This window comes from Streptomyces sp. NPDC057682 (assembly GCF_042799575.1).
Taxonomy (GTDB): domain Bacteria; phylum Actinomycetota; class Actinomycetes; order Streptomycetales; family Streptomycetaceae; genus Streptomyces.
The window spans coordinates 18,393-43,942 of sequence record NZ_JBHVIN010000026.1; the positions used below are offsets into that span (position 1 = coordinate 18,393).

25 protein-coding genes are annotated in these 25,550 nt (G+C 71.6%); 12 read left to right on the forward strand and 13 right to left on the reverse strand.

What is annotated here, in order from left to right; all coding sequences use genetic code 11:
* Nucleotides 1-9 precede the first annotated feature (9 nt).
* The 4 genes from mqnP to ACFVDM_RS35525 all read right to left on the reverse strand — a co-directional run bounded on the left by mqnP (nucleotide 10) and on the right by ACFVDM_RS35525 (nucleotide 4,403).
* Entirely contained in the window at nucleotides 10-927 is a 918-nt protein-coding gene (gene mqnP, locus ACFVDM_RS35510) for a menaquinone biosynthesis prenyltransferase MqnP (protein ID WP_383650537.1), read from the reverse strand.
* Nucleotides 924-2,381 (reverse strand): menaquinone biosynthesis decarboxylase, encoded by a 1,458-nt coding sequence (locus ACFVDM_RS35515; protein WP_383650540.1) that lies wholly within the window; start codon nucleotides 2,379-2,381, stop codon nucleotides 924-926. Before ACFVDM_RS35515 ends, mqnP begins: the two co-directional genes overlap by 4 nt.
* Nucleotides 2,382-2,543: 162 nt before the next feature.
* Nucleotides 2,544-3,263, reverse strand: coding sequence for a lytic polysaccharide monooxygenase (locus ACFVDM_RS35520; protein ID WP_383650543.1), 720 nt, complete (start codon nucleotides 3,261-3,263; stop codon nucleotides 2,544-2,546).
* A gap of 297 nt (nucleotides 3,264-3,560) precedes the next feature.
* Complete coding sequence (locus ACFVDM_RS35525; protein ID WP_383650547.1) at nucleotides 3,561-4,403, reverse strand: MHYT domain-containing protein; 843 nt, start codon at nucleotides 4,401-4,403, stop codon at nucleotides 3,561-3,563.
* A gap of 262 nt (nucleotides 4,404-4,665) precedes the next feature.
* Between ACFVDM_RS35525 and ACFVDM_RS35530 the strand changes: the two genes are divergently transcribed.
* The 3 genes from ACFVDM_RS35530 (at nucleotide 4,666) to ACFVDM_RS35540 (ending at nucleotide 8,871) form a co-directional block, all read left to right on the forward strand.
* Nucleotides 4,666-5,067 carry a PLD nuclease N-terminal domain-containing protein gene (locus tag ACFVDM_RS35530; RefSeq protein WP_383650550.1) on the forward strand — a complete coding sequence of 134 codons (402 nt, stop codon included), beginning with the start codon at nucleotides 4,666-4,668 and terminating at the stop codon, nucleotides 5,065-5,067.
* Between the two features lie 155 nt (nucleotides 5,068-5,222).
* Nucleotides 5,223-7,313, forward strand: a complete 2,091-nt coding sequence (locus tag ACFVDM_RS35535; protein WP_383650555.1) for a hypothetical protein — start codon at nucleotides 5,223-5,225, stop codon at nucleotides 7,311-7,313.
* Entirely contained in the window at nucleotides 7,306-8,871 is a 1,566-nt protein-coding gene (locus tag ACFVDM_RS35540) for an ABC transporter substrate-binding protein (protein ID WP_383650558.1), read from the forward strand. Before ACFVDM_RS35535 ends, ACFVDM_RS35540 begins: the two co-directional genes overlap by 8 nt.
* Nucleotides 8,872-8,931: 60 nt before the next feature.
* On the opposite strand, the gene ccsB is transcribed toward ACFVDM_RS35540, so the two are convergent.
* The 7 genes from ccsB to hemL all read right to left on the reverse strand — a co-directional run bounded on the left by ccsB (nucleotide 8,932) and on the right by hemL (nucleotide 16,727).
* A complete protein-coding gene (gene ccsB, locus ACFVDM_RS35545) occupies nucleotides 8,932-10,014 on the reverse strand; it encodes a c-type cytochrome biogenesis protein CcsB (protein ID WP_383650561.1) in 1,083 nt (360 codons plus the stop codon).
* Complete coding sequence (locus ACFVDM_RS35550; protein ID WP_383650563.1) at nucleotides 10,011-11,726, reverse strand: cytochrome c biogenesis protein ResB; 1,716 nt, start codon at nucleotides 11,724-11,726, stop codon at nucleotides 10,011-10,013. Before ACFVDM_RS35550 ends, ccsB begins: the two co-directional genes overlap by 4 nt.
* Before the next feature lie 6 nt (nucleotides 11,727-11,732).
* Nucleotides 11,733-12,494: a cytochrome c biogenesis CcdA family protein gene (locus ACFVDM_RS35555; protein ID WP_383650566.1), complete on the reverse strand. Its 762-nt coding sequence runs from the start codon at nucleotides 12,492-12,494 to the stop codon at nucleotides 11,733-11,735.
* A 4-nt stretch (nucleotides 12,495-12,498) separates the two neighbouring features.
* Complete coding sequence (locus tag ACFVDM_RS35560; RefSeq protein ID WP_383650569.1) at nucleotides 12,499-13,107, reverse strand: TlpA family protein disulfide reductase; 609 nt, start codon at nucleotides 13,105-13,107, stop codon at nucleotides 12,499-12,501.
* 67 nt (nucleotides 13,108-13,174) lie between these two features.
* Nucleotides 13,175-14,437, reverse strand: coding sequence for a hypothetical protein (locus ACFVDM_RS35565; protein WP_383650572.1), 1,263 nt, complete (start codon nucleotides 14,435-14,437; stop codon nucleotides 13,175-13,177).
* A gap of 287 nt (nucleotides 14,438-14,724) precedes the next feature.
* Nucleotides 14,725-15,414 (reverse strand): histidine phosphatase family protein, encoded by a 690-nt coding sequence (locus tag ACFVDM_RS35570; protein WP_383650575.1) that lies wholly within the window; start codon nucleotides 15,412-15,414, stop codon nucleotides 14,725-14,727.
* Entirely contained in the window at nucleotides 15,411-16,727 is a 1,317-nt protein-coding gene (gene hemL, locus ACFVDM_RS35575) for a glutamate-1-semialdehyde 2,1-aminomutase (protein ID WP_383650579.1), read from the reverse strand. The genes ACFVDM_RS35570 and hemL overlap by 4 nt, the downstream gene beginning before the upstream one ends.
* Before the next feature lie 130 nt (nucleotides 16,728-16,857).
* On the opposite strand from hemL, the gene ACFVDM_RS35580 reads away from it, so the two are divergent.
* The 5 genes from ACFVDM_RS35580 (at nucleotide 16,858) to ACFVDM_RS35600 (ending at nucleotide 20,710) form a co-directional block, all read left to right on the forward strand.
* A complete protein-coding gene (locus tag ACFVDM_RS35580; RefSeq protein WP_383650582.1) occupies nucleotides 16,858-17,445 on the forward strand; it encodes a hypothetical protein in 588 nt (195 codons plus the stop codon).
* Between the two features lie 244 nt (nucleotides 17,446-17,689).
* Nucleotides 17,690-17,971: a hypothetical protein gene (locus ACFVDM_RS35585; protein WP_383650584.1), complete on the forward strand. Its 282-nt coding sequence runs from the start codon at nucleotides 17,690-17,692 to the stop codon at nucleotides 17,969-17,971.
* A gap of 69 nt (nucleotides 17,972-18,040) precedes the next feature.
* Complete coding sequence (locus ACFVDM_RS35590; RefSeq protein ID WP_383650586.1) at nucleotides 18,041-18,871, forward strand: DUF6597 domain-containing transcriptional factor; 831 nt, start codon at nucleotides 18,041-18,043, stop codon at nucleotides 18,869-18,871.
* A gap of 188 nt (nucleotides 18,872-19,059) precedes the next feature.
* Nucleotides 19,060-19,899, forward strand: coding sequence for an SDR family oxidoreductase (locus tag ACFVDM_RS35595; RefSeq protein ID WP_383650588.1), 840 nt, complete (start codon nucleotides 19,060-19,062; stop codon nucleotides 19,897-19,899).
* A gap of 79 nt (nucleotides 19,900-19,978) precedes the next feature.
* Nucleotides 19,979-20,710 carry a Mut7-C RNAse domain-containing protein gene (locus ACFVDM_RS35600; protein ID WP_383650590.1) on the forward strand — a complete coding sequence of 244 codons (732 nt, stop codon included), beginning with the start codon at nucleotides 19,979-19,981 and terminating at the stop codon, nucleotides 20,708-20,710.
* On the opposite strand, the gene ACFVDM_RS35605 is transcribed toward ACFVDM_RS35600, so the two are convergent.
* Nucleotides 20,707-21,189 (reverse strand): MarR family winged helix-turn-helix transcriptional regulator, encoded by a 483-nt coding sequence (locus ACFVDM_RS35605; RefSeq protein ID WP_383650592.1) that lies wholly within the window; start codon nucleotides 21,187-21,189, stop codon nucleotides 20,707-20,709. The two genes, ACFVDM_RS35600 and ACFVDM_RS35605, sit on opposite strands and share 4 nt — an antisense overlap.
* A 75-nt stretch (nucleotides 21,190-21,264) precedes the next feature.
* Here ACFVDM_RS35605 and ACFVDM_RS35610 point away from each other — a divergent pair, with 75 nt between their 5' ends.
* On the forward strand, nucleotides 21,265-21,600 hold the full coding sequence (locus ACFVDM_RS35610; protein WP_383650595.1) for a YnfA family protein: 336 nt from the start codon (nucleotides 21,265-21,267) through the stop codon (nucleotides 21,598-21,600).
* Nucleotides 21,601-21,656: 56 nt separating this feature from the next.
* Complete coding sequence (locus ACFVDM_RS35615; protein WP_383650598.1) at nucleotides 21,657-22,415, forward strand: SDR family NAD(P)-dependent oxidoreductase; 759 nt, start codon at nucleotides 21,657-21,659, stop codon at nucleotides 22,413-22,415.
* Nucleotides 22,416-22,451: 36 nt separating this feature from the next.
* Here ACFVDM_RS35615 and ACFVDM_RS35620 read toward each other — a convergent pair whose 3' ends face one another.
* The gene (locus ACFVDM_RS35620; protein ID WP_383650601.1) at nucleotides 22,452-23,645 is read right to left on the reverse strand and encodes an RtcB family protein; all 1,194 of its coding nucleotides are present in this window, start codon (nucleotides 23,643-23,645) and stop codon (nucleotides 22,452-22,454) included.
* A gap of 170 nt (nucleotides 23,646-23,815) precedes the next feature.
* Here ACFVDM_RS35620 and ACFVDM_RS35625 point away from each other — a divergent pair, with 170 nt between their 5' ends.
* Together ACFVDM_RS35625 and ACFVDM_RS35630 are read left to right on the forward strand one after the other, a co-directional pair.
* The gene (locus ACFVDM_RS35625) at nucleotides 23,816-24,619 is read left to right on the forward strand and encodes a DUF3558 domain-containing protein (RefSeq protein ID WP_383650603.1); all 804 of its coding nucleotides are present in this window, start codon (nucleotides 23,816-23,818) and stop codon (nucleotides 24,617-24,619) included.
* Nucleotides 24,620-24,774: 155 nt separating this feature from the next.
* Nucleotides 24,775-25,542 carry a DUF3558 domain-containing protein gene (locus ACFVDM_RS35630; protein ID WP_383650607.1) on the forward strand — a complete coding sequence of 256 codons (768 nt, stop codon included), beginning with the start codon at nucleotides 24,775-24,777 and terminating at the stop codon, nucleotides 25,540-25,542.
* Nucleotides 25,543-25,550 lie beyond the last annotated feature (8 nt).

Consider the following 25,550-nt stretch of genomic DNA (forward strand, 5'->3'; position numbering starts at 1 on the left):
GCGCCCCGCTCAGACGGCGAGTCCGCGCACCAGCAGATCGAGCAGCGCACAGGCGAACAGGGCGATTCCGATGAAGCCGTTGACCTGGAAGAACGCCCGGTTCAGCCGGGACAGGTCGTGCGGGCGGACCACCCGGTGCTCGTACACGAAGGCCACCGAGACGATCGCCATGCCGATCCAGTAGAAGAGACCGGCGTCCGTGGCGAGGCCGAACCAGACCAGCAGCCCGGTCGTCACGGCATGGCTGACCCGCGCGCCCCACAGCGCCGCCGGGACGCCGAAGCGGGCCGGGACCGAGAGCACCCCGTGCGCCCGGTCGGCCTGCACGTCCTGGCAGGCGAAAATCAGGTCGAAGCCGCCGATCCACACCCCGACGGCCAGACCCAGGATCACCGCGTCCCACGACCAGCTGCCCGTCACGGCCAGCCAGGCGCCGATCGGCCCGATGGCCTGGGCCAGGCCCAGGATCGCGTGCGGGTAGTTCGTGAACCGCTTGCCGTACGGGTAGACCACCATCGGCACGACGGCGACCGGGGCCAGGGCCAGACAGAGCGGGTTGAGCAGGGCGGCGGCCCCGAGGAAGACGACGACGGCGACGAGCGCCCCCGTCCATGCCGAACGCACCGAGACCGCGCCGGTGACCAGTTCGCGCCCGGCCGTCCGCGGATTGCGGGCGTCGATCTCCCGGTCGATGATCCGGTTCGCGGCCATCGCGAAGGTGCGCAGCCCGACCATCGCGATCGTGACGAGCAGCAGCGTGCCCCAGTGGATCGTCGCGTCCTCCTGGAACATCGCGGTCAGGGCGGCGATGTAGGCGAAGGGCAGCGCGAAGACGGAGTGCTCGATCATCACGAGCCGCAGGAACGCCTTGACCTTGCTGTTCGGTCGGGCGGGCCCGGAGCCCAGGGTCGCTTCGGCGGCGCTCACAGTCCGTATTCCTTCCAGCGGCGGTCGACCGTCGCCGCCGTGTCCGGGTCGGACTCGACCATGTCCGGCCAGCCCCCGTCCCGGGTGTAGCCCTCCTCGGGCCACTTCTTCGTCGCGTCGATGCCCGCCTTGCCGCCCCAGAACTGCTGGTAGGAGGCGTGGTCGAGATGGTCGACCGGCCCCTCGGAGACGGTGAGGTCGCGGGCGTAGTCGGTGTTGCCGAGCGCCCGCCAGGCGACCTCGTGCAGATCGTGGACGTCGCAGTCGGAGTCCACGACGACGATCAGCTTGGTCAGCGACATCATGTGCGCGCCCCAGATGGCGCTCATCACCTTCTGGGCGTGCTTGGGGTACTTCTTGTCGATCGAGACGATCGCGCAGTTGTGGAAGCCGCCGGACTCGGGCAGGTGGTAGTCCACGATGTCCGGGACGATGATCTTGAGGAGCGGCAGGAAGAACCGCTCGGTGGCGCGGCCCAGCGGCCCGTCCTCGGTGGGGGGCCGGCCGACCACGATGGACTGGAGCAGCGGCCGCTTCCGCATGGTCACGCAGTCGATGGTCAGCGCGGGGAACGGTTCCTGCGGGGTGTAGAAGCCGGTGTGGTCGCCGAAGGGGCCCTCGGGGAGCGTCTTGCCGGGCTCCAGCCAGCCCTCGATGACGACCTCGGCCTGGGCCGGGACCTGGAGCGGCACGGTCTTGCAGTCGACCATCTCGATCCGCTTGCCCTGGATGAACCCGGCGAAGAGGTACTCGTCGATGTCCCCGGGCAGCGGGGCGGTGGAGGCGTACGTGACGGCGGGCGGGGCGCCGAAGGCGATGGCGACGGGCAGCCGCTCACCGCGCCGGGCGGCGACCTGGTAGTGGTTGCGGCTGTCCTTGTGGATCTGCCAGTGCATCCCGATGGTGCGGCGGTCGTGGCGCTGGAGCCGGTAGAGGCCCAGATTGCGCACACCGGTCTCGGGGTGCTTGGTGTGGGTGAGCCCCAGGTTGAAGAAGGAGCCGCCGTCCTTGGGCCAGGTGAAGAGCGCCGGCAGCCGGTCCAGGTCCACGTCGTCGCCGGTGAGGACGACCTCCTGGACGGGGGCGTTCTCGGACTTCACCTTCTTCGGCGGTACGTGCACCATCGTGCCGAGCTTGCCGAAGGCCTCCCGGACCCCGATGAAGCCGTGCGGCAGCTCGGGCTTGAGCAGCCCGCCGATCTTCTCGCCGATCTCGGCGTAGGACGTCAGCCCGAGCGCCTTGAGCAGGCGCTTGTCGGTGCCGAAGACGTTCATGGCCAGGGGCATCGAGGAGCCCTTGACGTTCTCGAAGAGCAGCGCGGGCCCGCCGGCCTTGTTCACCCGGTCGACGATCTCGCCGACCTCCAGGTACGGGTCGACCTCGGCCTTGATGCGCTTGAGCTCGCCCTCGCGCTCCAGAGCCCGGAGGAGGGATCGCAGATCGTCGTAAGCCATGCCGACCAGTCTGTCATCCCCCCGGCCGCGGGCCTCCGGGGCTCCCCCCGCCCCGCCGGGCGGTCCGCCGGGCACGGGCGGCTCTCCCGTGCCCGGGGGACGTGCCCCGGACCGGAGGATTCCGGTCCGGGGCGGGGTGCTGCTGGGATCGGGATGCGGACGTCAGCAGGCGCCGAGGTCGGTCCAGACGCCCCAGTCGCCGCCGGTGCCCGGCTCGTCGCCCTGCGTCCACCACTTGGCGCGGTAGTTGTGGCCGTTCAGGGAGACGGTGTCGCCCCCGTTGTAGACCGAGCCGGCCTGCCAGGCGGCGCCGGTGCAGTCACCCGGGTTGCCCGGGTCGGGGTCGGGGTCGGGGTTGCCGCCGGTACCGCCGATGTTCACGTCGATACAGGCGTAGAAGGCGTTCGCCGTGTCGGCGACGTTCCACACGGCGAGGACCTTCTGCTTGCCCGTGATGGACCCGAAGTTCACGTTGTGGGTCACCGTGGCGCCGGGCTGGCGGCCGCCGTCGTTGAACTCCGCGACCTTGGTGCCGCCGACGTAGTACTGCCAGGTGCTGGTGGCGTGCCGGGCGGTCAGGGTCCAGGAGAAGTTGGTCGAGCTGCCGACCGGGGTGACCTTCCAGCCCTTGCTGTCGTCGTCGAGGTCGGCGAACTGGGAGTTGCCGCCGCTGCAGCTCCGCAGGCCCTTGGGGCCCTCGACGCTCTGCGGCTCGTACTTGATCTGACCGCAGGAGACGGTGCCGGCGGCACACTGCGCCTGGCGGCTCGGGGGTGAGGAGATGTAGCCATGAGCACTGGCGTTGGCCGTCGGAAGCGCCACCGCGAGGAGGGGAGCGACGCCCACGCCGATCGCCATGGCCATTTTGCGCTTGCTGTTCATGCCACTTCCTTCTTCGCTGAAGGGGCTGCCGCGGGGAGACGGCAGCATCAGGAGCGCCCGCACCTGCGGCTTCGACGCGACCGGCTGGGAACCGGGCACGACGCGCACACGGGTACGGCCGGTGGCGAGGGGGGCGCCGCCCCGCTGATCCCTTCGCGCGCCACGGATGCGTGAGGACAGCCGTGACTCACCTCGGGACCCACTGGGTCCCAGGTCTAGACCATGGCTTATGGTCAGGAACTCGTCAAGAGATGACGCAGCTCGCAAGCCTGTTCGGCCGAAAAGCGTGACGCGGCGTCACCTGTAGCGGTGCGCACTCCCGTTGCCGGTGGACGTCCGCTCCCCGTATCCACCGCGCGCGGCGGGCACCGCGTCCGCGCCGAGGGTGGGGACCCGGTCGTCGCCGAGCACCAGATCGGGGTCGAACATGACGACGGTCGCCGCGACGACGAGCATGACGACGGGCCCGGCGACCATGGTCAGCAGGAAGGCGATCTGGTCGACCGAGGACTGCACATAGCTGCCGCCCGAGGCGTCGACGTGGACGCTCACGGCGGCCATGCCGGTGTAGTGCATGCCGGTGACGGCGACGCCCATGACGAGGCTGGCCCCGAGGCTGGCCCACAGACCGCGGACGGTGACCGCCGCCCACAGCGCCGCCGTCGCGGCGACCACGGCGATGAGCACGGACAGCGCCACGGTCGGCGCCGCGTAGTCGATGCTGCCGTGCACCGTCATCGCGGCCATCCCGATGTAGTGCATGGCCGCCACCCCGAGCCCGGTGAACACCCCGGCCGCGGTCAGCACCTTCGGCCGCGAGCCCAGATGGCCGACGAGGAAGACGCCCACGGCGGTGACGGCGATGGCGACGAGGAGGCTCAGCACGGTCAGCCGGGTGTCGTACGCGATGTCCGAGCCCTCGGCCCGGAACCCCATCATCGCGATGAAGTGCATCGTCCAGATGCCGCAGCCCAGCGAGACGGCGGCCAGCGACAGCCAGCCGTTCCTCCGCCCCCGGTCGCCCCGGCGCAGCGAGCGCACGGTGCAGCGCAGCCCGAGCGCGGAGCCCAGGCAGGCCATCAGATAGGCGGCGACGGGCGTCACCGCGCCGTAGTGGAACTCGGTCACCGTGGCAGCCACGACGCGATCCCCTTCTCGTGGTTCCGTCGGGCTGTGAGACCGGGAACGGCTGGTCGGAGCGGTCGCGGACGGCGAACCGCGCCGCCCAATCAATCACATGGGGCTCGATATCCTGAACTTCGGATCTTATGGTGATTATCACGGCGGCGACGGCTATGCGGCTTTTCACAAAGAAAGGTCCGGCCGCGTCACCCGCTACTCTGGGCGCGTCACCGGGTCGGGGCGACGCCCCGCCGACTCTCCGCGGGGGGACCTTTCCACCATGCTCCGGGCTCTGATGTATCTCCTGCCGCTCGCCCTGACGATCTACGCGTTCATCGACTGCCTGAACACCCCCGAGGACGAGGCCAAGCACCTGCCGAAGATCGCCTGGGTCTTCATCATCCTGCTGTTCTGGATCGTCGGCCCGATCGTGTGGCTGGCCGCGGGCAAGATGCGCGAGGTGCCGGCCGGCGGCCGCACCCCGTCCGAATGGCACCGCAACCACCGCCAGCGGTGGGTGGCGCCGGACGACAACCCCGACTTCCTGAAGTCGCTCAAGGACGAGAACGCCAAGGACGAGGCGGTCCTCAAGGACTGGGAGGCCGATCTGCGCCGCCGCGAGGACGAGCTGCGCCGGCGCGAGGGCGGCACCGGCCCCGGCGAGCCCGCCCCCGGCACCTGAGCCCACCGGCCGCCCCACCGCCCCGGCCCCGCGCACCTGCCCCGCCGCACCCTGCGGCCGATCGTTCGAAAATCTTGACCCTCCTCCAACACCCGCCCGATATCCTGGTGTTGACGGTGTGACAGATCGTCGTGCCGAGCGGTGCTGGGGGTGCTGTGGAGCGAGAGCTGTACGGGCGCGAGGCCCTGTTCGACGACGACGGGCTCGCGGCACGTCTCACCGGCCTCACCCCGCACGGCGCCCGCCGCGTCACCCCCGAACACGGCGACGACCCGCCCGTCGTGGTGCTGACCGGCGGCCGGGGCATGGGCAAGACCGCCGCGCTCAAGCAGCTGCGCACCCTGTACCGGGAGATCACCCCGCTCGCCCTGGCCGACTGCGAGGACGTCCGCCCGCCCCTGGACCCCGGCCCCGCCTGGACCCCGGTCACCGCCGTCCTGCCGGAACTGGCCACCCAGCTCACCGCCCGGGTGCACGGCGCCCGCCCGGTGCCCTTCCCCCGGCTCGGCCTCGGCCTGGTCGCCGTCGCCTCGGTCTCCTGGCGGCGCGAGGACGAATCCCGCGCCCAGCGCGACCTCCAGTCCCTCGGCCCGGTCCTGGCCACCGTCGACGGCCGGGGCGACGCCGCCACCGGCTGGGTCACCAAGGTGCTGACCAAACTCGCCGCCGGAGCCTTCGACGCGGTCGCCCCGATGGCCGGAATGATCGCCGAGGCGACCGTCGAGACCGTCCTGGAGGAATCCTTCAACCGCTTCCAGCGGCGCACCGCCCAGTGGTACGGAAGCTATCCGCACGCCGGCGGCAACGGCCGGATCGGCCTGCGCCAGCTCGCCGTCGACTTCGAACGCGGCGGCGATCTGCGCCGCCGCGCCGAGGACCACCTCGTCCTCGCCCTGGTCGAGGACCTGGTGCAGGCCTACGGCGGACTGGCGCGCGGCGCCCGGCGCGGCCGCCCCCTCCTGCTGCTCGACAACGCCCACACCCCGCTCGGCCGCCGACTCGTCGAACCGCTGCTGCGGCGGCGGGCCGCCGGGGTCCGCGACCGGATCGCGGTGATCGCCTCCTCCCGCGTCCGGGACCACGCCGGACTGAGCCACGCGGTGCGCCACCGGCTGCCCGAGGTCGCCCACGCCTCGCACTGGACCCGGTCCACCGAGGTCACCTCCGGCATCCTCGCCGTCGCCCTCACCCCGCTGGACCCCGAGCACGTCCGCACCGCGCTGGACCGCCACGACCCACGCGGACGCACCCCAGCCGGACTGGCCCGCGGCGTGCACCGGCTGACCGGCGGCCGGCCGCTCGGGGTGGCCCTGCTGGCCCAGGCGGCGGGCGAGGCACCGGAGCCGGGCACGCTGGTCCCCGGCACACTGCTGGACAGCACCGTGGAACTGCGCGAGGACCGGCCGCCCCTGCGCGTGGCCGGGGAACTGCTGGCCCGGCTGCTGCCGGACCAGCGCGCCGATGTGCTGAGCGTGCTGGCCGCCGCGCACGGCGAGGACTCGGCCCGGCTGCTGGCCACGGCCCGGCTGCGCGGCCGGCTCGACGGCGACGTGGCGCTGCGGATGCGCGACGCCCTGCGCTCCGAGGGCTGGCCCGCCGACCCGGACCACTTCGTCGGCGACCCGCTGCTGCGCGCCCTGCTCCTCCACCGGCTGCGCTTCCAGGACGGCGGCCCGCCGGACCACGCCGTCTGGCGGGCCGTCCACGAGACCCTGCGCTCGGCGTACGCGGCGGGCGGCGCCTGCCCCAGCGAACCCCACCGGCTCCATCAGGAACTGGTGCTGGGCGCCGCCGAGGACTGCGTGACCCATCTGCGGGTGCAGTTCGCCCGGCCCGACGTGCTGAGCTGGCTCGGCTCGCTGCGCTTCATCGCCTCCGCCCCGTACCCGCGACCGCCCGGCCGCACCGGACCCGACCCGCGGCGCGACATCGCCCTGGGCCGGGAGCCCTCGTCCGACGACGAACGGGCCGCGCTCGCCGGACTCGACGAACGCGCCGCCGAACTCCAGCTCCAACTGCGCCGGCTGCTGCACGCCGTATGGCTGCTGTCCGATCCGCTGGCCCTGCCCGACGACGAGGTGATCGACAAAATGGCGCACGAGCTGCGGCAGCTGTCCGGCCGCCATCCGACCGGGCACGCGGTGCTCTGGGACGCGGCGACGCACTGGCCCCGCGATCTGCGGGAGTGGCGGGCCCCCTCCATGCCCCCGGGCGCCGCACCGGACGGAGGCGGTCCGCATGCGTAACCCGCTGCGCTACCGGCTGTGGTGGACGACCCGGCAGAAGATCGTCACCTCCGTGGTGGTGGGCGCGCTGCTCATCGGCACCGGCTGGTACGGGATCGGCCGCCTCACCGCCCCCGAGGACCGCTCCTGCGCCCCGGGCGTCGCCCGCCCGCAGGGCAGCGAGGAGTGCGTGGGCGTCTCCGGCGACGGATACGACTTCGGGCAGTCCCAGCTCACCGACGTCGCCGCCGCCATCGGCCGGGAGAACGCCACGCTGAAGGCCGGTCAGTACGCCACGGTCGCCCTGCTGCTCCCGCTGACCTCCACCGACGCCTCCATGAAGACCAAGGTGCTGCACGAGCTGCAGGGCGCGTTCGCCGCCCAGTACCGGGCCAACCACCACGCCAACGGCCAGGTGCCGCAGATCCGGGTGGTGCTCGCCAACACCGGCAGCAACAGCCTCCTCTGGCGTCCCGTGGTGGAGCGGCTTCGCGCGATGACGGGCGCCCCGGACCGGCTGCGCGCGGTCTCCGGCGTCGCGATCAGCAGCACCCAGGCCAAGGACGCGGTACGGGAGCTGACCGGGGCCGGGATCCCGGTCGTCGGCTCCACCATCACCGCCGACGACATCGCCAACGGCCCGGCCGGCGACCCGTACCCCGGGCTGGCCCGGGTCTCCCCCACCAACAGCGACGAGGCCCGCGCGCTCGCCTCCTTCGGCGAGGTGAAGGCCGACAAGGCGCTCCTCGTCCAGGACACCCGGCGCGGCGACCACTACACCGACACCCTGAAGTCGGCGTTCAGCACCCTGCTGAAGGGCTCGCGCTACGAACCGGAGCTGTTCACCTCGCGCGAGGACCCCTACGACGAGGGCACCACGGCCAACACCTTCGAGCAGATCACCCATCTGATCTGCGACACCGACGCCGACACCGTGTTCTTCGCCGGCCGCCACGTCCAGCTCCGGCAGTTCGTCAACGCGCTGGGCGCCCGCGGCTGCCAGAGCCGCGGCTTCACCGTGCTCACCGGCGACGAGGGCTCGTACCTGGGCGACGACAGGAAGCTCGACCGGGACGCGCTGCGCCGGAAGGTCACCGTGCGGTACGCCTCGCTGGCCCATCCGGACGCCTGGCCCCCGGTCGCCGCCGGGAAGAAGAAGCCGACCGGCGGTTCGGCGGAGGACTACCGGGCGTTCACCACCCTGCTCACCGAGGTCGGCAAGGCCCCCGCCGGACCGATCGGGCCGACCGCGCACGACGATCTGACCGACGGGCAGCTGATCATCGCCCACGACGCCATGACCCTCGCGGTGACGGCCGTCCGGCGCGCCACCACGGACGGCAAGCGGCTGCCGGACCTGGCGGACGTGGGCGGCCAGTGGCCGCGCGTGAAGGGCTCGCTGCGGGTGCGCGGGGCGAGCGGCTGGATCTGCCTGGACAACCACGGCAACCCGTACAACAAGGCGGTGCCCGTCGTGGAGCTGGCCCCGGACCCGCCCCACCAGCGGTTCGCCGCCCTGGCCTGGCCGGAGGGGAAGCCGCCCGCCGAGCAGTGCCTGCCCCCGGCGTCCGCGCGCTGACCGCGCACGGAGACGGCCCGGCCCCGCGAGCGCGGGACCGGGCCGTCGTGGCGTCGGGGCTCAGACCCCGGCGTAGGAGTGCTTGCCGGTGACGAAGATGTTGACGCCGTAGTAGTTGAAGATCCAGCAGCCGAAGGCGATCAGCGCCAGATAGGCGGCCTTGCGGCCCTTCCAGCCGGCGGTGGCGCGGGCGTGCAGATAGCAGGCGTACGCGACCCAGGTGATGAAGGACCAGACCTCCTTGGGGTCCCAGCCCCAGTAGCGGCCCCAGGCGTCGCCCGCCCAGATCGCGCCCGCGATGATCGTGAACGTCCACAGCGGGAAGACGGCCGCGTTGATCCGGTACGAGAACTTGTCGAGGGTCGAGGCGGACGGCATCCGGGAGAGCACCGAGTGGGCGAAGGTGCCCGGCTCGCCGCCGTTCGCGATCTTGTTCTCGTAGCTGTCGCGGAACAGGTAGATCAGCGTGCCGATGCCGCCGATGAAGAAGACCGCGCCGCAGATGATCGCCGTGGAGACGTGGATCCACAGCCAGTACGAGTGGAGCGCGGGCACCAGCTGGTCGCTGGAGGTGTAGAGGACCGTGGTCGCCAGACCGAGGTCAAGCAGGACGGCGGTGACCAGGATCAGGCCCATCCAGCGGACGTTCTTGCGCAGGCCGAGCAGGGCCAGGTACGTGCCGACCGCCACCGTGGAGAAGGTGATGGAGAACTCGTACATGTTGCCCCAGGGGGCCCGCTGCACCGACATCGCGCGGGTGATGACGCCGCCCGCCTGGATCAGGAAGGCGAGCACGGTCATGGAGACCGCGATCCGCCCGTAGAGGTCGCCCTGGAAGGTGCCGCCGGCGGCGCCGGGCCCGTCCGGGACGTCGCGGGAGCCCGGCGCGGACCGGGTGACGATCGTCGGCCGCTCCAGGACGGCGGTGCCGCCGCCCTTCTGCGCCACCTGGACCTTCACCGTGCCGGCCGCGGCCTGCTCGGGGGTGAGCGCGGCGGCGGTGCGGCCGACCTTGCTGCGGCTGCCGAACACCCATTCCGCGATGTGCGCGAAGAAGGCCAGGGTGTAGACGGCCATCGACGAATAGATCAGCACATTGCTGGTGTGCGCCAGGTTCTCATTGGTCGCGGCGGCGAGATTCACTTCTCAGCCCCTTCGGCAGGCTCTGCGGTGGACGCCTCGTCGGCGTCCGTTTCGGTGTCGGGCGCGGTGGGCGCCTCGGCGTTGAGCGTGACCGCGAGACCGGCCAGCTCCTCGGGAAGTTTCGCGGACTCGCTGCGGCCGAGACCGGCCATCTCGACGACGGTCACCCCGTCCGCTCCGCGCACGGCCCGGACCCAGACCCGGCGCCGCTGGATGAACAGCGAGCCGGCGAGTCCGGCGATCGCGGCGATCGCCCCGCCGAGCGCCCAGCCACTGGCCGGCTGCTCGGAGATCTGGAAGCTGGCCCACTCCTGAAGACCCTCGAAGGTGATGGAGCCGGCCCCGTTCGGCAGCTTCATCGTCTCGCCGACGAGGAGGCGCTGCTTGAGCTTGTTGCCCTCGGCGTCCTCGAACGGCTTCATCTTCGTCGTGTCCAGCTGGTACACGTTCTGCGCGATGCCGGAGTCGACACCGAGCGAGCCGTGGAAGCCGTTGAGCGCGAGGACGGGGAAGTCGGCGGCCGGGAACTGCGACCACATCGTGCCCTTGCCCTTGCCGGCGAAGGTCGGCACGAAGAAGGCCTGGAAGCCCAGCTGCTCCTTCTTGCCGCTCTTGTCGCGGTAGCCGTCCAGCACCTTGACCGCGCCGCTCGACGTGACGTTGTTGTCGATCGGCAGCAGCGGCACGGCCGCCTTGTAGACCTCCTTGCCCCGGCCGTCCTTGACGGAGACCACGGGGGCGTAGCCGTGCGCGTTGAGGTAGACCTTGGTGCCGTCGACTACGAGGGGTTCGTTGACCTTGACGACGGTCTTCCGCGGCTTGCCGTACGCGCCCTCGGAGTACGTGATGTGGGCCTCGTACGTCCTCGGCGTGCCGATCTGCGGTCCGCTGCGCTCGTAGGTGCCCTTGAAGTCGTCCAGGGTGAAGCTGAACGGGGTCAGCCCGTCGTTGTCGAAGAGCGAACCGGACTTGAAGTCGTCGTACTGGGTGATCGTGTTGGAGAAGCCGTCGCCCTCGACGATCAGCTTGGCGCCCTCGGACTTGAAGAGCTGCCCCACGGCGAAGGCCACCAGCATCACGATCAGCGCGATGTGGAAGACCAGGTTGCCGGCCTCGCGGAGGTAGCCCTTCTCGGCGGCGACGGAGTCCCCGGTGGTGTGGACCCGGTAGCGGCGCCTGCGGAGCATCGCGACCGCGGCCTCGTGGACCCGCTCGGGCTCGGTCGCGGTGCGCCAGGTGGTGTACGCGGGCAGCCGGGTGAGGCGCTTGGGGGCGCCCGGCGGACGGCTGCGGAGCTGGCCGACGAAGGTGCCGGTGCGCGGCACGATGCAGCCGATGAGCGAGACGAACAGCAGGATGTAGATCGCGGAGAACCACACCGAGCTGTAGACGTCGAAGAGCTGGAGCTTCTCGTAGAGCGGCGTGACGGTGGTGTGGGCGTTCTTGAACGTCTCCACCTTGAGCTGGTCCACGCTGTTCTGCGGGATCAGCGAGCCGGGGATCGCGCCCAGCGAGAGCAGGAAGAGCAGGATCAGGGCGACCCGCATGGAGGTGAGCTGGCGCCAGAACCAGCGGATCCAGCCGACGACGCCCATGGCGGGGAGATTCGCCAGGGGCTCCTCGCGCGGGGCGGTGGAGAGCTGGGAGCCGGCGGCGCCCAGCTCGGGCGCGCCGTCCCGCTCCTCAGTGGCGTTCGACGTGGTCTTGCTCATCGGTACTCAGATCCCCACCTGGAAGCCGGACGACCAGCCCTGCAGTTCCTGCATCATGCTGCTCCATGCGCCGGTCAGCAGGAGCAGCCCGGTCACGATCATCATGCCGCCGCCGATGCGCATGACCCAGGCGTAGTGGCGCTTGACCCAGCCGAACGCGCCGAGCGCCTTGCGGAAGGCGACGGCGGCGAGCACGAAGGGCAGGCCGAGGCCGGCGCAGTACGCGACGGTCAGTATCGCCCCGCGTCCGGCGGTGCCCTGGTCCATCGCCAGGATGGAGACGGAGCTGAGCGTCGGGCCGAGGCACGGGGTCCAGCCGATCCCGAAGAGCGCGCCGAGCAGCGGCGCCCCGACCAGTCCGGTCACCGGCTTGCGGTGGATACGGAACTCGCGCTGCGTCATCCACGGCATCAGGCCCATGAAGAAGAGCCCCATGAGGACCATCAGGACGCCGAGCACCTTGGTGAGCGGGCCGCTGTTGGCCTGGAGCGTGTCGCCGAAGTAGCCGAAGAGGGCGCCGCCGGAGACGAAGACGGCGGTGAAGCCGGCCACGAAGAGCGAGGCGCCGGCGACCATGCGGCCGCGCCGGGCCTCGGCCAGATCGGCGCCGCTGACCCCGGTGACGTAGCTGAGGTAGCCGGGCACGAGCGGCAGGACGCACGGCGAGAAGAAGGAGACGAGTCCGCCGAGCAGGGCCAGCGGCAGGGCGGCCAGCAGCGCTCCGCTCAGAACCGTCTCGTTCTGGGTGACAACGGCGAGGGCGGTCACCTGATCACTTCTCCGCGATCAGCGGGTCGATCATCTCGCGCAGCCGGGTGTCGTCGAGCGGACCCACATAGCGGGCGGCGAGCTTGCCCTCGCGGTCGATGACGACGGTCGAGGGGATGGACTGGAGCTTGAACGTGCCCTTGGGGAAGCGCAGGAGAAGCTTTCCGGTGGGGTCGTAGAAGCTCGGGTAGGTGACGCCGAAGTTCTCCTCGAAGCTGATGGCCTGGGCCCGCTCCGGGTCGCGGGTGTTGACCCCGACGAACTGGACGCCCTGGCCGGCGGTGGCCTTCGCGACCTTGGTGAAGTACTTGGCCTCCAGCCGGCAGGGCGCGCACCACGAGCCCCAGGCGTTGAGGACGACGACCTTGCCCTTGTAGGCGGAGAGGTCGAGCTGCTTGCCGTCCAGGGTCTCGCCGTCGAGCTTCGGGGCGTCGGCCCGCTCGCCCCGGGCCGCGGTCGAGATGCCGGTGGTGCCGGTGACGAAGTTGGTGTCGCCGCCGCCACTGGTCGTGTTGCCGGATCCGCACGCGCTCAGGGTGAGGGCGAGCGCGACGGCCGCCGCGGGGGCGGCGAGCAGGGTGAAGCGGCGTCGGGGTACGCGGCCATGGCTCATGTGAAAAGTTTCGCATGGCGGTTTCGGGGATCTTGGGCACCCCCCTCGGTGCCCGTAAAGCCCGTTGTCAGGCCTGTTTAAAGAACGCGTTCCAGCCGCCCGCGGGCGCCTCGCCGACCTGGAGCGTACGCAGCTTGGCGAGGACCGCCGGATCCTGTACGTCGAGCCAGTCGACGAACTGCCGGAAGGAGACGAGGCGCACATCCGGCTTCCCCGCGATGTGCTTGAGCACCTCTTCGACGGCATCCATGTAGATACCGCCGTTCCACTCCTCGAAGTGATTTCCGATGTAGAACGGGGCGCGGTTCGTCTCGTAGGCGCGCTGGAATCCCTTGATGTACGACTGGGTGGCCTGGTCGCGCCAGCCGGGATAGCGGGAGGGCATTCCCCGGGTCGAATTCTGCGACTGGTTGGCCAGGATGTTGTAGTCCATGGAGAGGACCTCGAAGGTGTGCCCGGGGAAGGGGATGCCCTGGAGGGGCAGGTCCCAGACGCCCATGCGCTTGCTGGGCCAGACCTGGGTGCCGCCGGGCGAACTGGCGTCGTAGCGCCAGCCGAGCTTCTTCGCGGTGGGGAGCAGATTGTCCTGTCCGAGCAGACAGGGGGTGCGCCCGCCGACGAGTTCCTTGCGGTAATCGAAGGGCAGCGGATCGAGATCGGTCCAGCCGGTGTTCGTGCGCCATTCGGTGACGAAGGAGACCGCCTGGTCGATTTCGCTCTGCCACTGGTCCGCGGTCCAGCCGGCCACCGATCCGGAGCCGGCGCAGAAATGGCCGTTGAAGTGCGTGCCGATCTCGTGGCCGTCGAGCCAGGCCCGGCTGACGTTCTTCAGCGTCTCCTTGATGTGGCCGTCGGTGAGATAGCCGATGTCCGAGGCGCCGACGCGGTTGTTGGGGGGCCGGTAGAGGGTTTTCTTCGATTCGGGCAGCAGATAGAGCCCGGAGAGGAAGAAGGTCATCGACGCGTTGTGCTGTTCGGCGAGTTCGAGGAATCGCGGGAAGAGCCCGTTGCCGACCTCGCCGGCCCCGTCCCAGGAGAAGATCACGAACTGCGGGGGCGTCTGGCCGGGTTCCAGCGGGAGCGGGGCGGCGGGCTGGCGCGGCTGCCTGCCGGTGTCGGCGGTGGAACCGTCCCCGATCGCGCGGACGTCCTTCTTCGCGGGCTTCCTGCCCTTGACCGCGCCGTCGGCGCCCTTCTCCCCCCGTGTCCCCTTGTCCGGCGCGGTCCGGTCCGTCTCCGGCGAACCGGAGGAACCGCATCCCGCCACCCCGACGGCGGCGGCCGCCCCGAGTCCGGCTCCGAGCAAACCCCTTCGGCTGATGTCGCGCATGCGGTTCCCATCTCCGGTCGTATTGCCTCAAGTCCATACAAACTGGCAATGGCTTAGATGGGTGAAGCAACACGGAGGTTCCTCGAATTAACACACAATTCTTTACGGAACCAGGGCCTGGCGATGACCGAACACCAGACCTACGCCGAAACCGCCCCGAACCTCACGTACGGAAACACGGGATGACCAGATTCCGTCCGGTTGGCTCACTCCTGGGCAAAAAGCGGGCCGGGAGCGATCACATCCGCTCCCGGCCATCCGCCTCCGGCCTCCGCCGCGCACAAGGATCAGGCGCCGAACCCCTTCGACGCGCCCTTGACCGGCTTGGCCCCGGCCAGCAGATGCGCGGGCACCAGATCCCGGGCCGGCTCGGTGTAGCCGACCGAGACGATCTTGTCGCCCTGGTACGTGAAGCTGGTCAGCGAGGCCAGCGTGCACTGGCGCTTGCGCGGGTCGTGCCAGAGCCGGCGGCGCTCCACGAAGCTGCGCACGATCCAGATCGGCAGCTGGTGGCTGACACAGACCGCCTCGTGGCCGCGCGCGGCGTCGCGGGCCGCGTCCAGGGCGCCCATCATCCGCACGACCTGCTCGATGTACGGCTCGCCCCAGGACGGCCGGAACGGGTTGGTGAGGTGCTTCCAGTTGTCCGGCTTGCGCAGCGCGCCGTCCCCGACGCCGAAGGTCTTGCCCTCGAAGACGTTGGCCGCCTCGATCAGCCGCTCGTCGGTGGCGAGGTCGAGCCCGTGCGTCGTGGCGATCGGCGTCGCCGTCTCCTGGGCCCGCTCCAGCGGGGAGGCGACGACATGGGTGATGTCGCGCTTCTCCAGGTGCTCGGCGACCCGGTCGGCCATCTTCCGGCCCAGCTCCGAGAGGTGGTAGCCGGGGCGGCGCCCGTAGAGCACGCCCTCCGGGTTGTGCACCTCCCCGTGGCGCATCAGATGGACGACGGTGAGGTCGGCGCGGCTCTTCTCACTCATGCGGTGGCCTCCGATGCGGCGCGGGCGGCGGCGGGCAGCGCGGCGGCGATCCGCTCGACGGCCCGGGTGTCGTGGGCGGTGGAGACGAACCACGACTCGAACGCGGACGGCGGGAGGTAGACCCCCTGCGCCAGCATCGAGTGGAAGAACGGGGTGAAGCGGAAGGCTTCCTGCCGCTTGGCGTCCTCGTAGTTCCGCACGGGGCCCTCCGTGAAGAAGACGGAGAACATGTTGCTCGCCGCCTGCACGGTGTGCGCGACGCCCTCCTTGGCCAGGGCCTCGCTCACCAGCCCCCGGATCTCCGCGGAGACCGCGTCGACCTTCGCGTACGCGGCGTCGTCCAGCAGCCGCAGCTGGGCCAGCCCGGCGGCGGTGGCGACCGGGTTCCCGGACAGCGTGCCCGCCTGGTAGACCGGGCCGGCCGGGGCCAGGTGCGCCATCACGTCGGCGCGCCCGCCGAAGGCCGCGGCCGGGAAGCCGCCGCCCATGACCTTGCCGAAGGTCATCAGGTCCGGCCGGACCCCGTCGACGCCGAACCAGCCGGCCTTCGAGGTACGGAAACCGGTCATGACCTCGTCGGAGATGTACAGCGCGCCGTCGGCGGCGCAGATCTCCTTGAGCCCCGCGTTGAACCCGTCCAGCGGCGGGACGACGCCCATGTTGCCCGGGGACGCCTCGGTGATCACACAGGCGATCTCGCCGGGCTGCGCGGCGAAGGCGGCCCGGACGGCCTCCAGGTCGTTGTACGGCAGCACGATGGTGTCGCCCGCCTGCGCGCCGGTGACCCCGGGCGTGTCGGGCAGCCCGAAGGTGGCCACCCCGGACCCGGCGGAGGCCAGCAGCGCGTCCACGTGGCCGTGGTAGCAGCCGGCGAACTTCACGACCTTCGCCCGGCCGGTGAAACCGCGGGCCAGGCGGATCGCGGACATGGTCGCCTCGGTGCCGGACGAGACCAGCCGCACCTGCTCCACGGGCTCGACCCGGGCCACGATCTCCTCGGCCAGCGCGACCTCGCCCTCGCCGGGCGTACCGAACGAGGTGCCGCGGGCGACGGCCTCCTGGACTGCGGCGATGACCTCGGGGTGGGAATGGCCGAGAATCATCGGCCCCCACGAGCACACGAGGTCGACGTACTCACGACCGTCCGCGTCCGTGAGATACGGACCGGTACCGGACACCATGAACCGGGGCGTACCGCCCACGGCGCGGAAGGCACGGACGGGAGAGTTCACGCCGCCGGGCGTCACGAGGGACGCGCGGTCGAAAAGCGTCTGCGAAACTGGGGCGTCATAGGGAAAGCTCACACATGCCATGGTGTCAGAGCCGCGGACGGAGTTGCGGACAGGTGTTTCACCGCACGCCCGCGGGGGAGGTCACTGACACGATGATCGGGTTGCGCGGCGGGGGCTGTGTCTCCTAGTTAAGTAGTCGGGTGGATGAGATATGCATCGCGGTGGCGGAGTGGGCGAAGGGACCGACGGCCTGGGACCCGAGCCTGCCCGGCGGGGCAGGCACCGGCGCGAGGCCGAGCGCGAACAGGACGTGCCGTCCGGTGACGCGCGGCTGGCGGGCGCCGCAGGCAGGAGCGGCCGGGTGGGGGTGACCTACAAGTACTTCGGCGCGCCCGACGGCGCCACGGCCGCCCGGGTGCCCATCTCCATGCGCCCGGAGGAGCTGGGCGGCGACGAGCTGGGCATGGGCGGCATGTTCACCAAGATCAAGCCGGAGACGGTGGCCGCGATGGTCCTCACCGGCATACAGGGCATACCTCTGCACAAGGTCCCGCCGCTGGAGCTGGTCGTCCTCCACCCCGACTACGCGGTGGTCAAGCTCCCCATGACCGTGGTCGACCCGCTGCGCGGCGTGGGCGAGGAGTCCGTCGGCGCGGCGGCCTTCATCTGGTCCACGGTCCCGGACCGGGGCGGCCCGCGCGACGCCTTCAACGTGTACCAGCTGCTCCACGAGTGGCAGGACTTCAGCCACCGGCTGCACGACGCGGGCCACCAGGCGTACTGCCTGGTGTGGCCGTAGGCCCCGGACCCCACGGTCCGGGCCGCGCGCGGGCGCCGGGCCGAACACACTCCCGCCGAACGCACGGCCCGCCCCGGAGCCCCTCGCCGAACACACGGTCCAGCCCCCGCGCCACCGGCTCCGACCTGCACGAAGAGCGCTTCCTGGCCACCACTATCCGGCCATTCATTGGCCGAAGAATGATCTTCAGCTGACCTGCCGAACCTGCCGATGCACGGGGCACCGACATCGAGGGAGGTCTGCCGTGGGCGACATTCTGCTGGCTCTGTCCATTCCCGTACTGGTCTTCGCCAGCGGCCTCTACGCACTGGCCGACACCTGGTGGCGGCGGCGCCACCCGGCACCCCCGTCGCCGTACACCCACCAGGCAGCCCGGCTGGCCGAGCAGGCCATGCTCCGGGACGCCGAACGGATCGTGGACGACGCCTACGGCACCTTCGAGGGGCTGTACGACGGACCGGGGGCGAGGACCCGCGACAACGGCACCCCCGCGCCCGACCGGGTACGGGCCAAGGCGCGCCCGTAGCGCCGTGACAGGGCGCCCCGTGGTGTCGCGCCGGGGCACTGTCAGTGGCGACCTCTAGGCTCTGCCGCCATGTCCGACCCCCAAGGCCCCCACGGCCCCCGGCGCGACACCCGGGGCATCGTCGACGCCCCCGGACTGTTCGCGCGGGTGCGCTTCCGCCGCCGGACACCGGCCCCCGAACTGCGGCCGTACCTGGAGCACTACTGGCTGATCGACTGGGACCTGCCCGAGCCGTACGTCTCCCGGCTCGTCCCGCACCCGAGCGTGAACCTGGTCTTCGGCCGGTACGCCGGCTGCGGGGACGAGACGGCCGGGTCCGCCGAGGTCTCGGGGATCGGGCTCGGCCTCTTCACCCAGCGGCTGGAGGGGACCGGGCGGGTCTGCGGGGTGCAGTTCCGGCCCGGCGGCTTCCGGCCCTTCGCACCGGGAGCACCGGTGTCGCGGTGGACCGGGCGCCGGCTCCCCGCATCCCGGGTCCTCACCCCGCCCGCCCCGCCGTCGGCGGTACTGGACGCCGGTGACGAGAACGCCCGGGTCGCCGCGCTGGACGCGTATCTGCGGGCGCTCGGCCCCGCACCCGACCCACGGGCCCACCGGGCGATGGCCCTGGCCGACCTGGTGCGCACCGACCGCACGGTGCGCCGCGTCGACGGACTGGCCCGCGCGGAGGGCGTCTCGGTGCGCTCCCTGCAACGGCTGTTCGCCGCGTACGTGGGCGTCGGCCCCAAGTGGGTCATCCTCCGCTACCGCATCCACGAGGCGCTGGAGCGGGCCCGGTCCGGGCCCGGGGTGGACTGGGCGGCGCTCGCCGCCGACCTCGGCTACAGCGACCAGGCCCATCTGGTGCGGGACTTCACCGCCACGCTCGGGGTACCGCCGACCGCGCTCGCGGACCACTGAGGACGACGGGACGCGGGCCCCCGGGCCCTCGCCGATAATTATCTGCGCGACGCAGCTTATGTGTGACACAGTGAAGCTCGTCGGACCGCCGAGCGGCCCGACCCCACCACCCCACCCATATCCGCATCCGCATCCGCATCCGCATCCGCATCCGCATCCGCATCCGCATCCGAGGAGACCCCTCCCCCATGACCACGCTCGTCACCGGCTCCCGGGGCCGCATCGGCTCCGCCCTCGTCACGCTCCTGCACCACGAGGGCCGCAGCGTGCGCGCCGCCTCCCGCCGCCCCCAGGAGCTCGCACCCCCGGACGGCGTGCCCGCCGTCGCCTGCGACCTCGGCGATCCGGCCACCTTCGCCCCCGCGCTGGAGGGCGCCGACTCCGTCTTCCTCTACGCCGAGCCCTCCCACATCACCGAGTTCGTGACCGCCGCCGAACGGGCCGGAGTGGAGCACATCGTCCTGCTCTCCTCCAGCTCCGTACTCGCCCCCGACCCCACCGCGAACCCCGTCGCCGCCCTCCACCACACCGTGGAACAGGCCTTGATCCGCTCCTCCCTCACCACGACCCTGCTGCGCCCCGGCGCGTTCGCGGGCAACGCCCGCCAGTGGTCCGCCGCCTTCCGCGCCGGCCGCCCCGTCGAACTGCCCTACCCCGACAGCGGCATCAGCCCGATCGACGAGGCCGACATCGCCGCCTCGGCCCTCGCCGTCCTCACCGACCCCCGGCTGCGCGGCGGCGCCCACCACCTCACCGGACCCGCCTCCATGACCGTCGCCGAACAGGTCGAGGTCATCGGCCGCGTCTGCGGGAACCCGGTCGGCTCACGCCCCGTCACCCGCGAGACCTGGCTGGACTCCGTGGCCTCCTTCATCCCCGCGGACATCGCCGTGGCCCTGCTCGACCACCTCGCCACCACCGACGGACGGCCCGACGACGTCACCGGCACCGTCCAGGAACTGACCGGCCGCCTCGCCCGCACGTTCGCCGACTGGGCCGCCGACCACGCCGACGCGTTCCGCCCCTGAGCCCCCGAGCCCCGGGGACGCGCCCGGACCCGCCGGAATCCCGTGGCCCGGCCCCGCGTCCCGATGGCATCCTGACCGGGTGAACGGACCCGAGATCACCTTCGAAGTCGCCCCCGAGCTGCGGCTCTTCGTCGCGCACGGGCGGCGCGCCGGGCGCACCTCCGTCACCACCGACGGCGTGTCCACCCTCGGCCACGTCGTCGAGTCCCTCGGCGTCCCGCTCACCGAGGCCGGCGAACTCCTCGCCGACGGACGCCCCGTCCCCGCCTCCCACATCCCGGCGGCCGGCGAACACATCGAGGTGCGGGCCGTCCCACGCCCCCAGCAGGTCCCCGGCGCACCCCTGCGCTTCCTGCTCGACGTCCACCTCGGCACCCTCGCCCGGCGGCTGCGGCTGCTCGGCGTCGACACCGCGTACGAGAGCGAGGACATCGGCGACCCGGCCCTCGCCGCACTCTCCGCACGGGAGCGGCGGGTGCTGCTCTCCCGCGACCGGGGGCTGCTGCACCGGCGGGAGATCTGGGCCGGCGCGTACGTCTACAGCGACCGGCCCGAGGAGCAACTGCGCGACGTCCTCGGCCGGTTCGCCCCGCCGCTCGCCCCCTGGACCCGCTGCACCGCGTGCAACGGCGCGCTCACGGCCGCCGACAAGGACTCCGTCGGGGACCGCCTGGAGGCCGGCACGCAGCGCTCGTACGACGTCTTCGCCCAGTGCGCCGACTGCGGCCGGGTCTACTGGCGCGGCGCCCACCACGCCCGGCTGGAGGCGATCGTCGCGGAGGCGGTACGGGAGTTCGGCGACGCGGCCTAGCCTGTCCCCTCCCGCAGCAGGGCGATCTGGGCGGCGCTCAGCTCCACGGTCCGGCGCATATGGCCGATGAGCAGCGCGATCTCGTCGTCGTCGTACGGCTCGAAGAGGGTGTCCCAGCGGCCCGAGAGCCGCTGCCAGACGGCGCCGACCTCCGCCATCCGCTCGGGCACGGTGGCCACCAGCACCCGCCGCCGGTCCGCCGTGTCCCGGGTCCGGGTCACGAATCCGGCCCTCTCCAGCCGGTCGACCAGCCGGGTGGCCGATCCGGTGGTGAGCCCGGTCAGCTCCGCGACGCGGCCCGTGGTGACCGGCCCCTCCTCCAGACCGAGCAGGTTGAGGCACTGGAGGTCGGTGGGGTGGAGCCCCAGACGGTCGGCCACCGCCTGGTTGAACAGGGCGTACGACGCCATGTAGCGGCGCGAGGTGACGGCCAGCTCGGCCAGCAGGGCGCTGCGGCGGGACGATGACTTCTGCGGCATGCAGAGAGTGTACGGCGCAGGGAATTGTCCCCGGGCGGTACGCGGGTGGGGCGCCCCGCATGACACCCTGCTGCCATGTCCGTGGCCCGCTCCCTCGCGCTCTTCGTCCTCGCCGCCCTCTTCGAGATCGGGGGTGCCTGGCTGGTCTGGCAGGGCGTCCGGGACCACCGGGGCTGGGCATGGATCGGCGGGGGCGTCCTCGCCCTGGCCGCCTACGGCTTCGTCGCCATGCTCCAGCCGGACGGCGAGTTCGGGCGGGTCCTGGCCGCGTACGGCGGGGTCTTCGTCGCCGGTTCGATCGCCTGGGGCATGGTCGCCGACGGCTACCGGCCCGACCGCTGGGACGTGACCGGGGCGCTGGTCTGCCTGGCCGGGATGGCCGTGATCATGTACGCCCCGCGCCACCGCTGAACCGCCGCTGCCTATCCTGGGCCCCGTACCGATCCGCTGTCCGAGGAGCCCCCGCCATGGCCGCAACCCCCATCGCCGTCGTCACCGGTGCGAGCAGCGGCATCGGCGCCGCGACCGCCCGGCAGCTCGCGGCCGCCGGCCACCGTGTCGTGCTGACCGCCCGCCGCAAGGACCGCATCGAGGCGCTGGCCGCCGAGATCACCGCGGCCGGCCACCAGGCGACCGCGTACCAGCTGGACGTCACCGACCGCGCGGCCGTCGACGAGTTCGCCACCGCGTTCCGCTCCCTCGCCGTCCTCGTCAACAACGCCGGCGGCGCGCTCGGCGCGGACCCGGTCGCCACCGGCGACCCGGACGACTGGCGGCGGATGTACGAGACCAACGTGATCGGCACCCTCAACGTCACCCAGGCCCTCCTGCCCGCCCTCACGGCGAGCGGCGACGGCACGGTGGTCATCCTCTCCTCGACCGCCGGCCACGGCACCTACGAGGGCGGCGGCGGCTACGTGGCCGCCAAGCACGGCGAGCACGTCCTCGCCGAGACCCTGCGCCTGGAGATCGTCGGCACCCCGGTCCGCGTCATCGAGATCGCCCCCGGCATGGTCAGGACCGAGGAGTTCGCCACCACCCGCTTCCGCGGCGACACCGAGAAGGCCGCCAAGGTCTACGCCGGCGTCGACGCCCCCCTCACCGCCGACGACATCGCCGACACCATCACCTGGGCCGTCACCCGCCCCAGCCACGTCAACATCGACCTCCTGGTCGTCCGCCCCCGCGCCCAGGCCTCCAACTCGAAGGTGCACCGGACGGCGTAGGACGGCGGGGGCCGGGCGCACCCGGCCCCCGTGCACTCAGCCCTTCACGCAGATGACCTGCTTCAGCTTCGCGACGACCTCGACCAGGTCGCGCTGCTGGTCGATGACCTTCTCGATCGGCTTGTAGGCGCCCGGGATCTCGTCCACGACGCCGGAGTCCTTGCGGCACTCCACGCCCCGGGTCTGCTCCTCCAGGTCCTTGGTCGAGAAGCGCTTCTTCGCCGCGTTGCGGCTCATCCGGCGGCCGGCGCCGTGGGAGGCGGAGTTGAACGCCTTCTCGTTGCCGAGGCCCTTGACGATGTAGGAGCCGGTGCCCATCGAGCCGGGGATGATGCCGAAGTCGCCGGAGCCGGCGCGGATGGCGCCCTTGCGGGTGACGAGCAGGTCCATGCCGTCGTACCGCTCCTCCGAGACGTAGTTGTGGTGACAGGAGATGACCGGTTCGAAGGTGACCTTGGCCTTCTTGAACTCCTTGCGGACCACGTCCTGGAAGAGCGCCATCATGATCGCGCGGTTGAGCTTCGCGTACTCCTGCGCCCAGAAGAGATCGTTGCGGTAGTCCCGCATGGGCGCGGTGTCCGCGAGGAAAACGGCGAGGTCACGGTCGACCAGCCCCTGGTTGTGTTCCAGCTTCTGGGCCTGCCCGATGTGGAAGTCGGCCAGTTCCTTGCCGATGTTCCGGGAGCCGGAGTGCAGCATGAGCCAGACCGAACCTGACTCATCGAGACAGAACTCGATGAAGTGATTCCCGGATCCGAGCGTTCCCATCTGCTTCGTGGCCCGTTCCTGACGGAACTTGACCGCTTCGGCGACCCCGTCGAACCGCGCCCAGAAGTCGTCCCAGCGGACCGCCGCGAGGTCGGGGAGGCGGGACGGGTCGACCGGGTCCTCGTGCATGCCGCGGCCGACGGGGATGGCGCGTTCGATGCGGGAGCGGAGGCCGGAGAGGTCGCCGGGGAGGTCGTTGGCGGTGAGGGAGGTCTTGACTGCGGACATGCCGCAGCCGATGTCGACGCCGACGGCCGCCGGGCAGACCGCGCCGTGCATCGCGATGACGGAGCCGACCGTGGCGCCCTTGCCGAAGTGGACGTCGGGCATGACGGCCAGGCCCTTGATCCACGGCAGGGTGGCGACGTTGCGCAGCTGCGCCATCGCGACGTCCTCGACGGACGCCGGATCGGTCCACATCCGGATGGGAACCTTCGCACCCGGTACCTCTACATACGACATAATCCCTCGATTCCCCCGAAAAGCCTGAAAGCGCAAAACCGGCACCAAGGTCGGCAAATGAGTCGGTCGACCGGCGTCCACGGCAGCGCGTGCGATACACATTGTCTCCACCGGCCGCCATCGGGCGGCAACCGTTTTTCGCGCGAAGGGAGCCCAGGACCGTGCGACGAATGGCGTACGTACCCGGCGCCGTGCTGATCGCCGCGCTCGTCGCCGGCTGCAGTGCCGGCGGTGAGGGCGACGCGTCCACCACCGACAGCAAGCCCGGGACGCTGGCCGCCTCCGCCGCCCCGCCGGGCAAGTACCGCACGCTCCCCGAGCCCTGCCGCGCCCTCTCGCTCAGCACCCTGAAGGACCTCCTGCCGGGCGCCGCCCAGCTGCCCGAGGTCCAGCAGGAGAAGGTGTACGAGGGGACGCCCGCCGGGACCTTCGACACCGACCGACGGGTGGGCTGCGCGTGGAAGTCCGACGCCCCGGAGGGCTCCCGCAGCCTCTCCGTGGACTTCGAGCGCGTCGTCTCGTACGACCCGGCCGTCAGCGACGACGACCGGGCCCGCGAGGTGTACGCGAAGAAGGAGTCCGCCGCCGATCTGCCCGCGTCCGGGCTCTCCGCCGACAGCGGGGACGGCGGCGGGGACGCGAAGGACGGGGCGAAGGACGGCGCGGCGTCGCCCGGTCCGGGGGTCACCCCGAGCGCCGGTGCGGACGGGGGCGCCGGGGCCCCCGCCGAGGACCTGCGGCCCCGGGTGCTCGACTCGCTCGGGGACAGCGCGTTCCTCGACGACGCGCTCACCCGGGCCGGCTCCACCGCGCAGCACCGCACGGTCAGCGTGGTGTTCCGCACATCGAACGTCATCGTGACCATCGCGTACACCGTGCAGCCCGCCCTCCCCACGGAGGTCCCGGACAGCAAGGAACTCCAGGACAAGGCCCAGGCACTGGGCCAGAAACTGGTCGACCGCTTCAGCGAATGACGCCGTTCCCGGGCCGCTCCGGCGGCCCCGGGCCCGGTCCGCGCGGCCGGGCACCGAGGCGGCGTCCGGCGCCCGTCCGTCGTACCGTGGCCCTCCGGAACACCGTCCCCGATCGTCTGGCAGCCCGACCGCCGCGCCACCCGAGTGAAGGAACCATGCACCGATCAGCTCCGCGACTCGCCCGCATACTCGCCTGCGCCGCCGTTCCGGTGATGCTCGTCGTCGCCGGCTGTTCGTCGGACTCCGACGGCGGGAAGAAGGACGACGCCTCGTCCGCCGCGCCGAAGCCGTCGAAGACGGAGCCGGCCGTCGCGCCGGCCAGGTTCGCCGAGCTGCCCGAGCCGTGCGACTCCGTCTCCGCCAAGACGGTCACCTCCCTCGTGCCGTCCGTGAAGACCAAGAGCGGTACCCGGAGCAAGTCCTCCGACGCCGCCGCCCGCGGCGGCTGCTCCTGGAACGGTCTGGACGACAACGGCGTCAAGGGCTCCCAGTACCGCTGGCTCGACGTCGGCTTCACCCGCTCCGCCTCCGACCAGGCGCTGGGCAGCGGCGCCGACCGGGCCGCCGAGGACTACAAGAAGCAGGTCGCCAAGGCCCAGGCGGCCGAGGGCGCCAAGAAGCTCGCCACCGTCCCCGTGACCGGGATCGGCGAGCAGGCGACCGCGATCACGTACGACCTCAGCAAGACGGGTGAGGACTTCAAGTACGCGACGGTCATCGCCCGTACGGGGAACGTCGTCGTCACCGTCAACTACAACGGCGCGGGGTACGCCGGCGCGAAGACGCCGTCGGGCGCCGACATCCTGAAGGGCGCCGAGAAGGCGGCGAAGGAGGCCGTCGCCTCGGTCGCCGACGCCAACGAGGGCGCCACGACCGCGCCGAGCGGTTCGCCGAAGCCCTCCGCCTCCGCGAAGACCGGCTGACCTCCCGG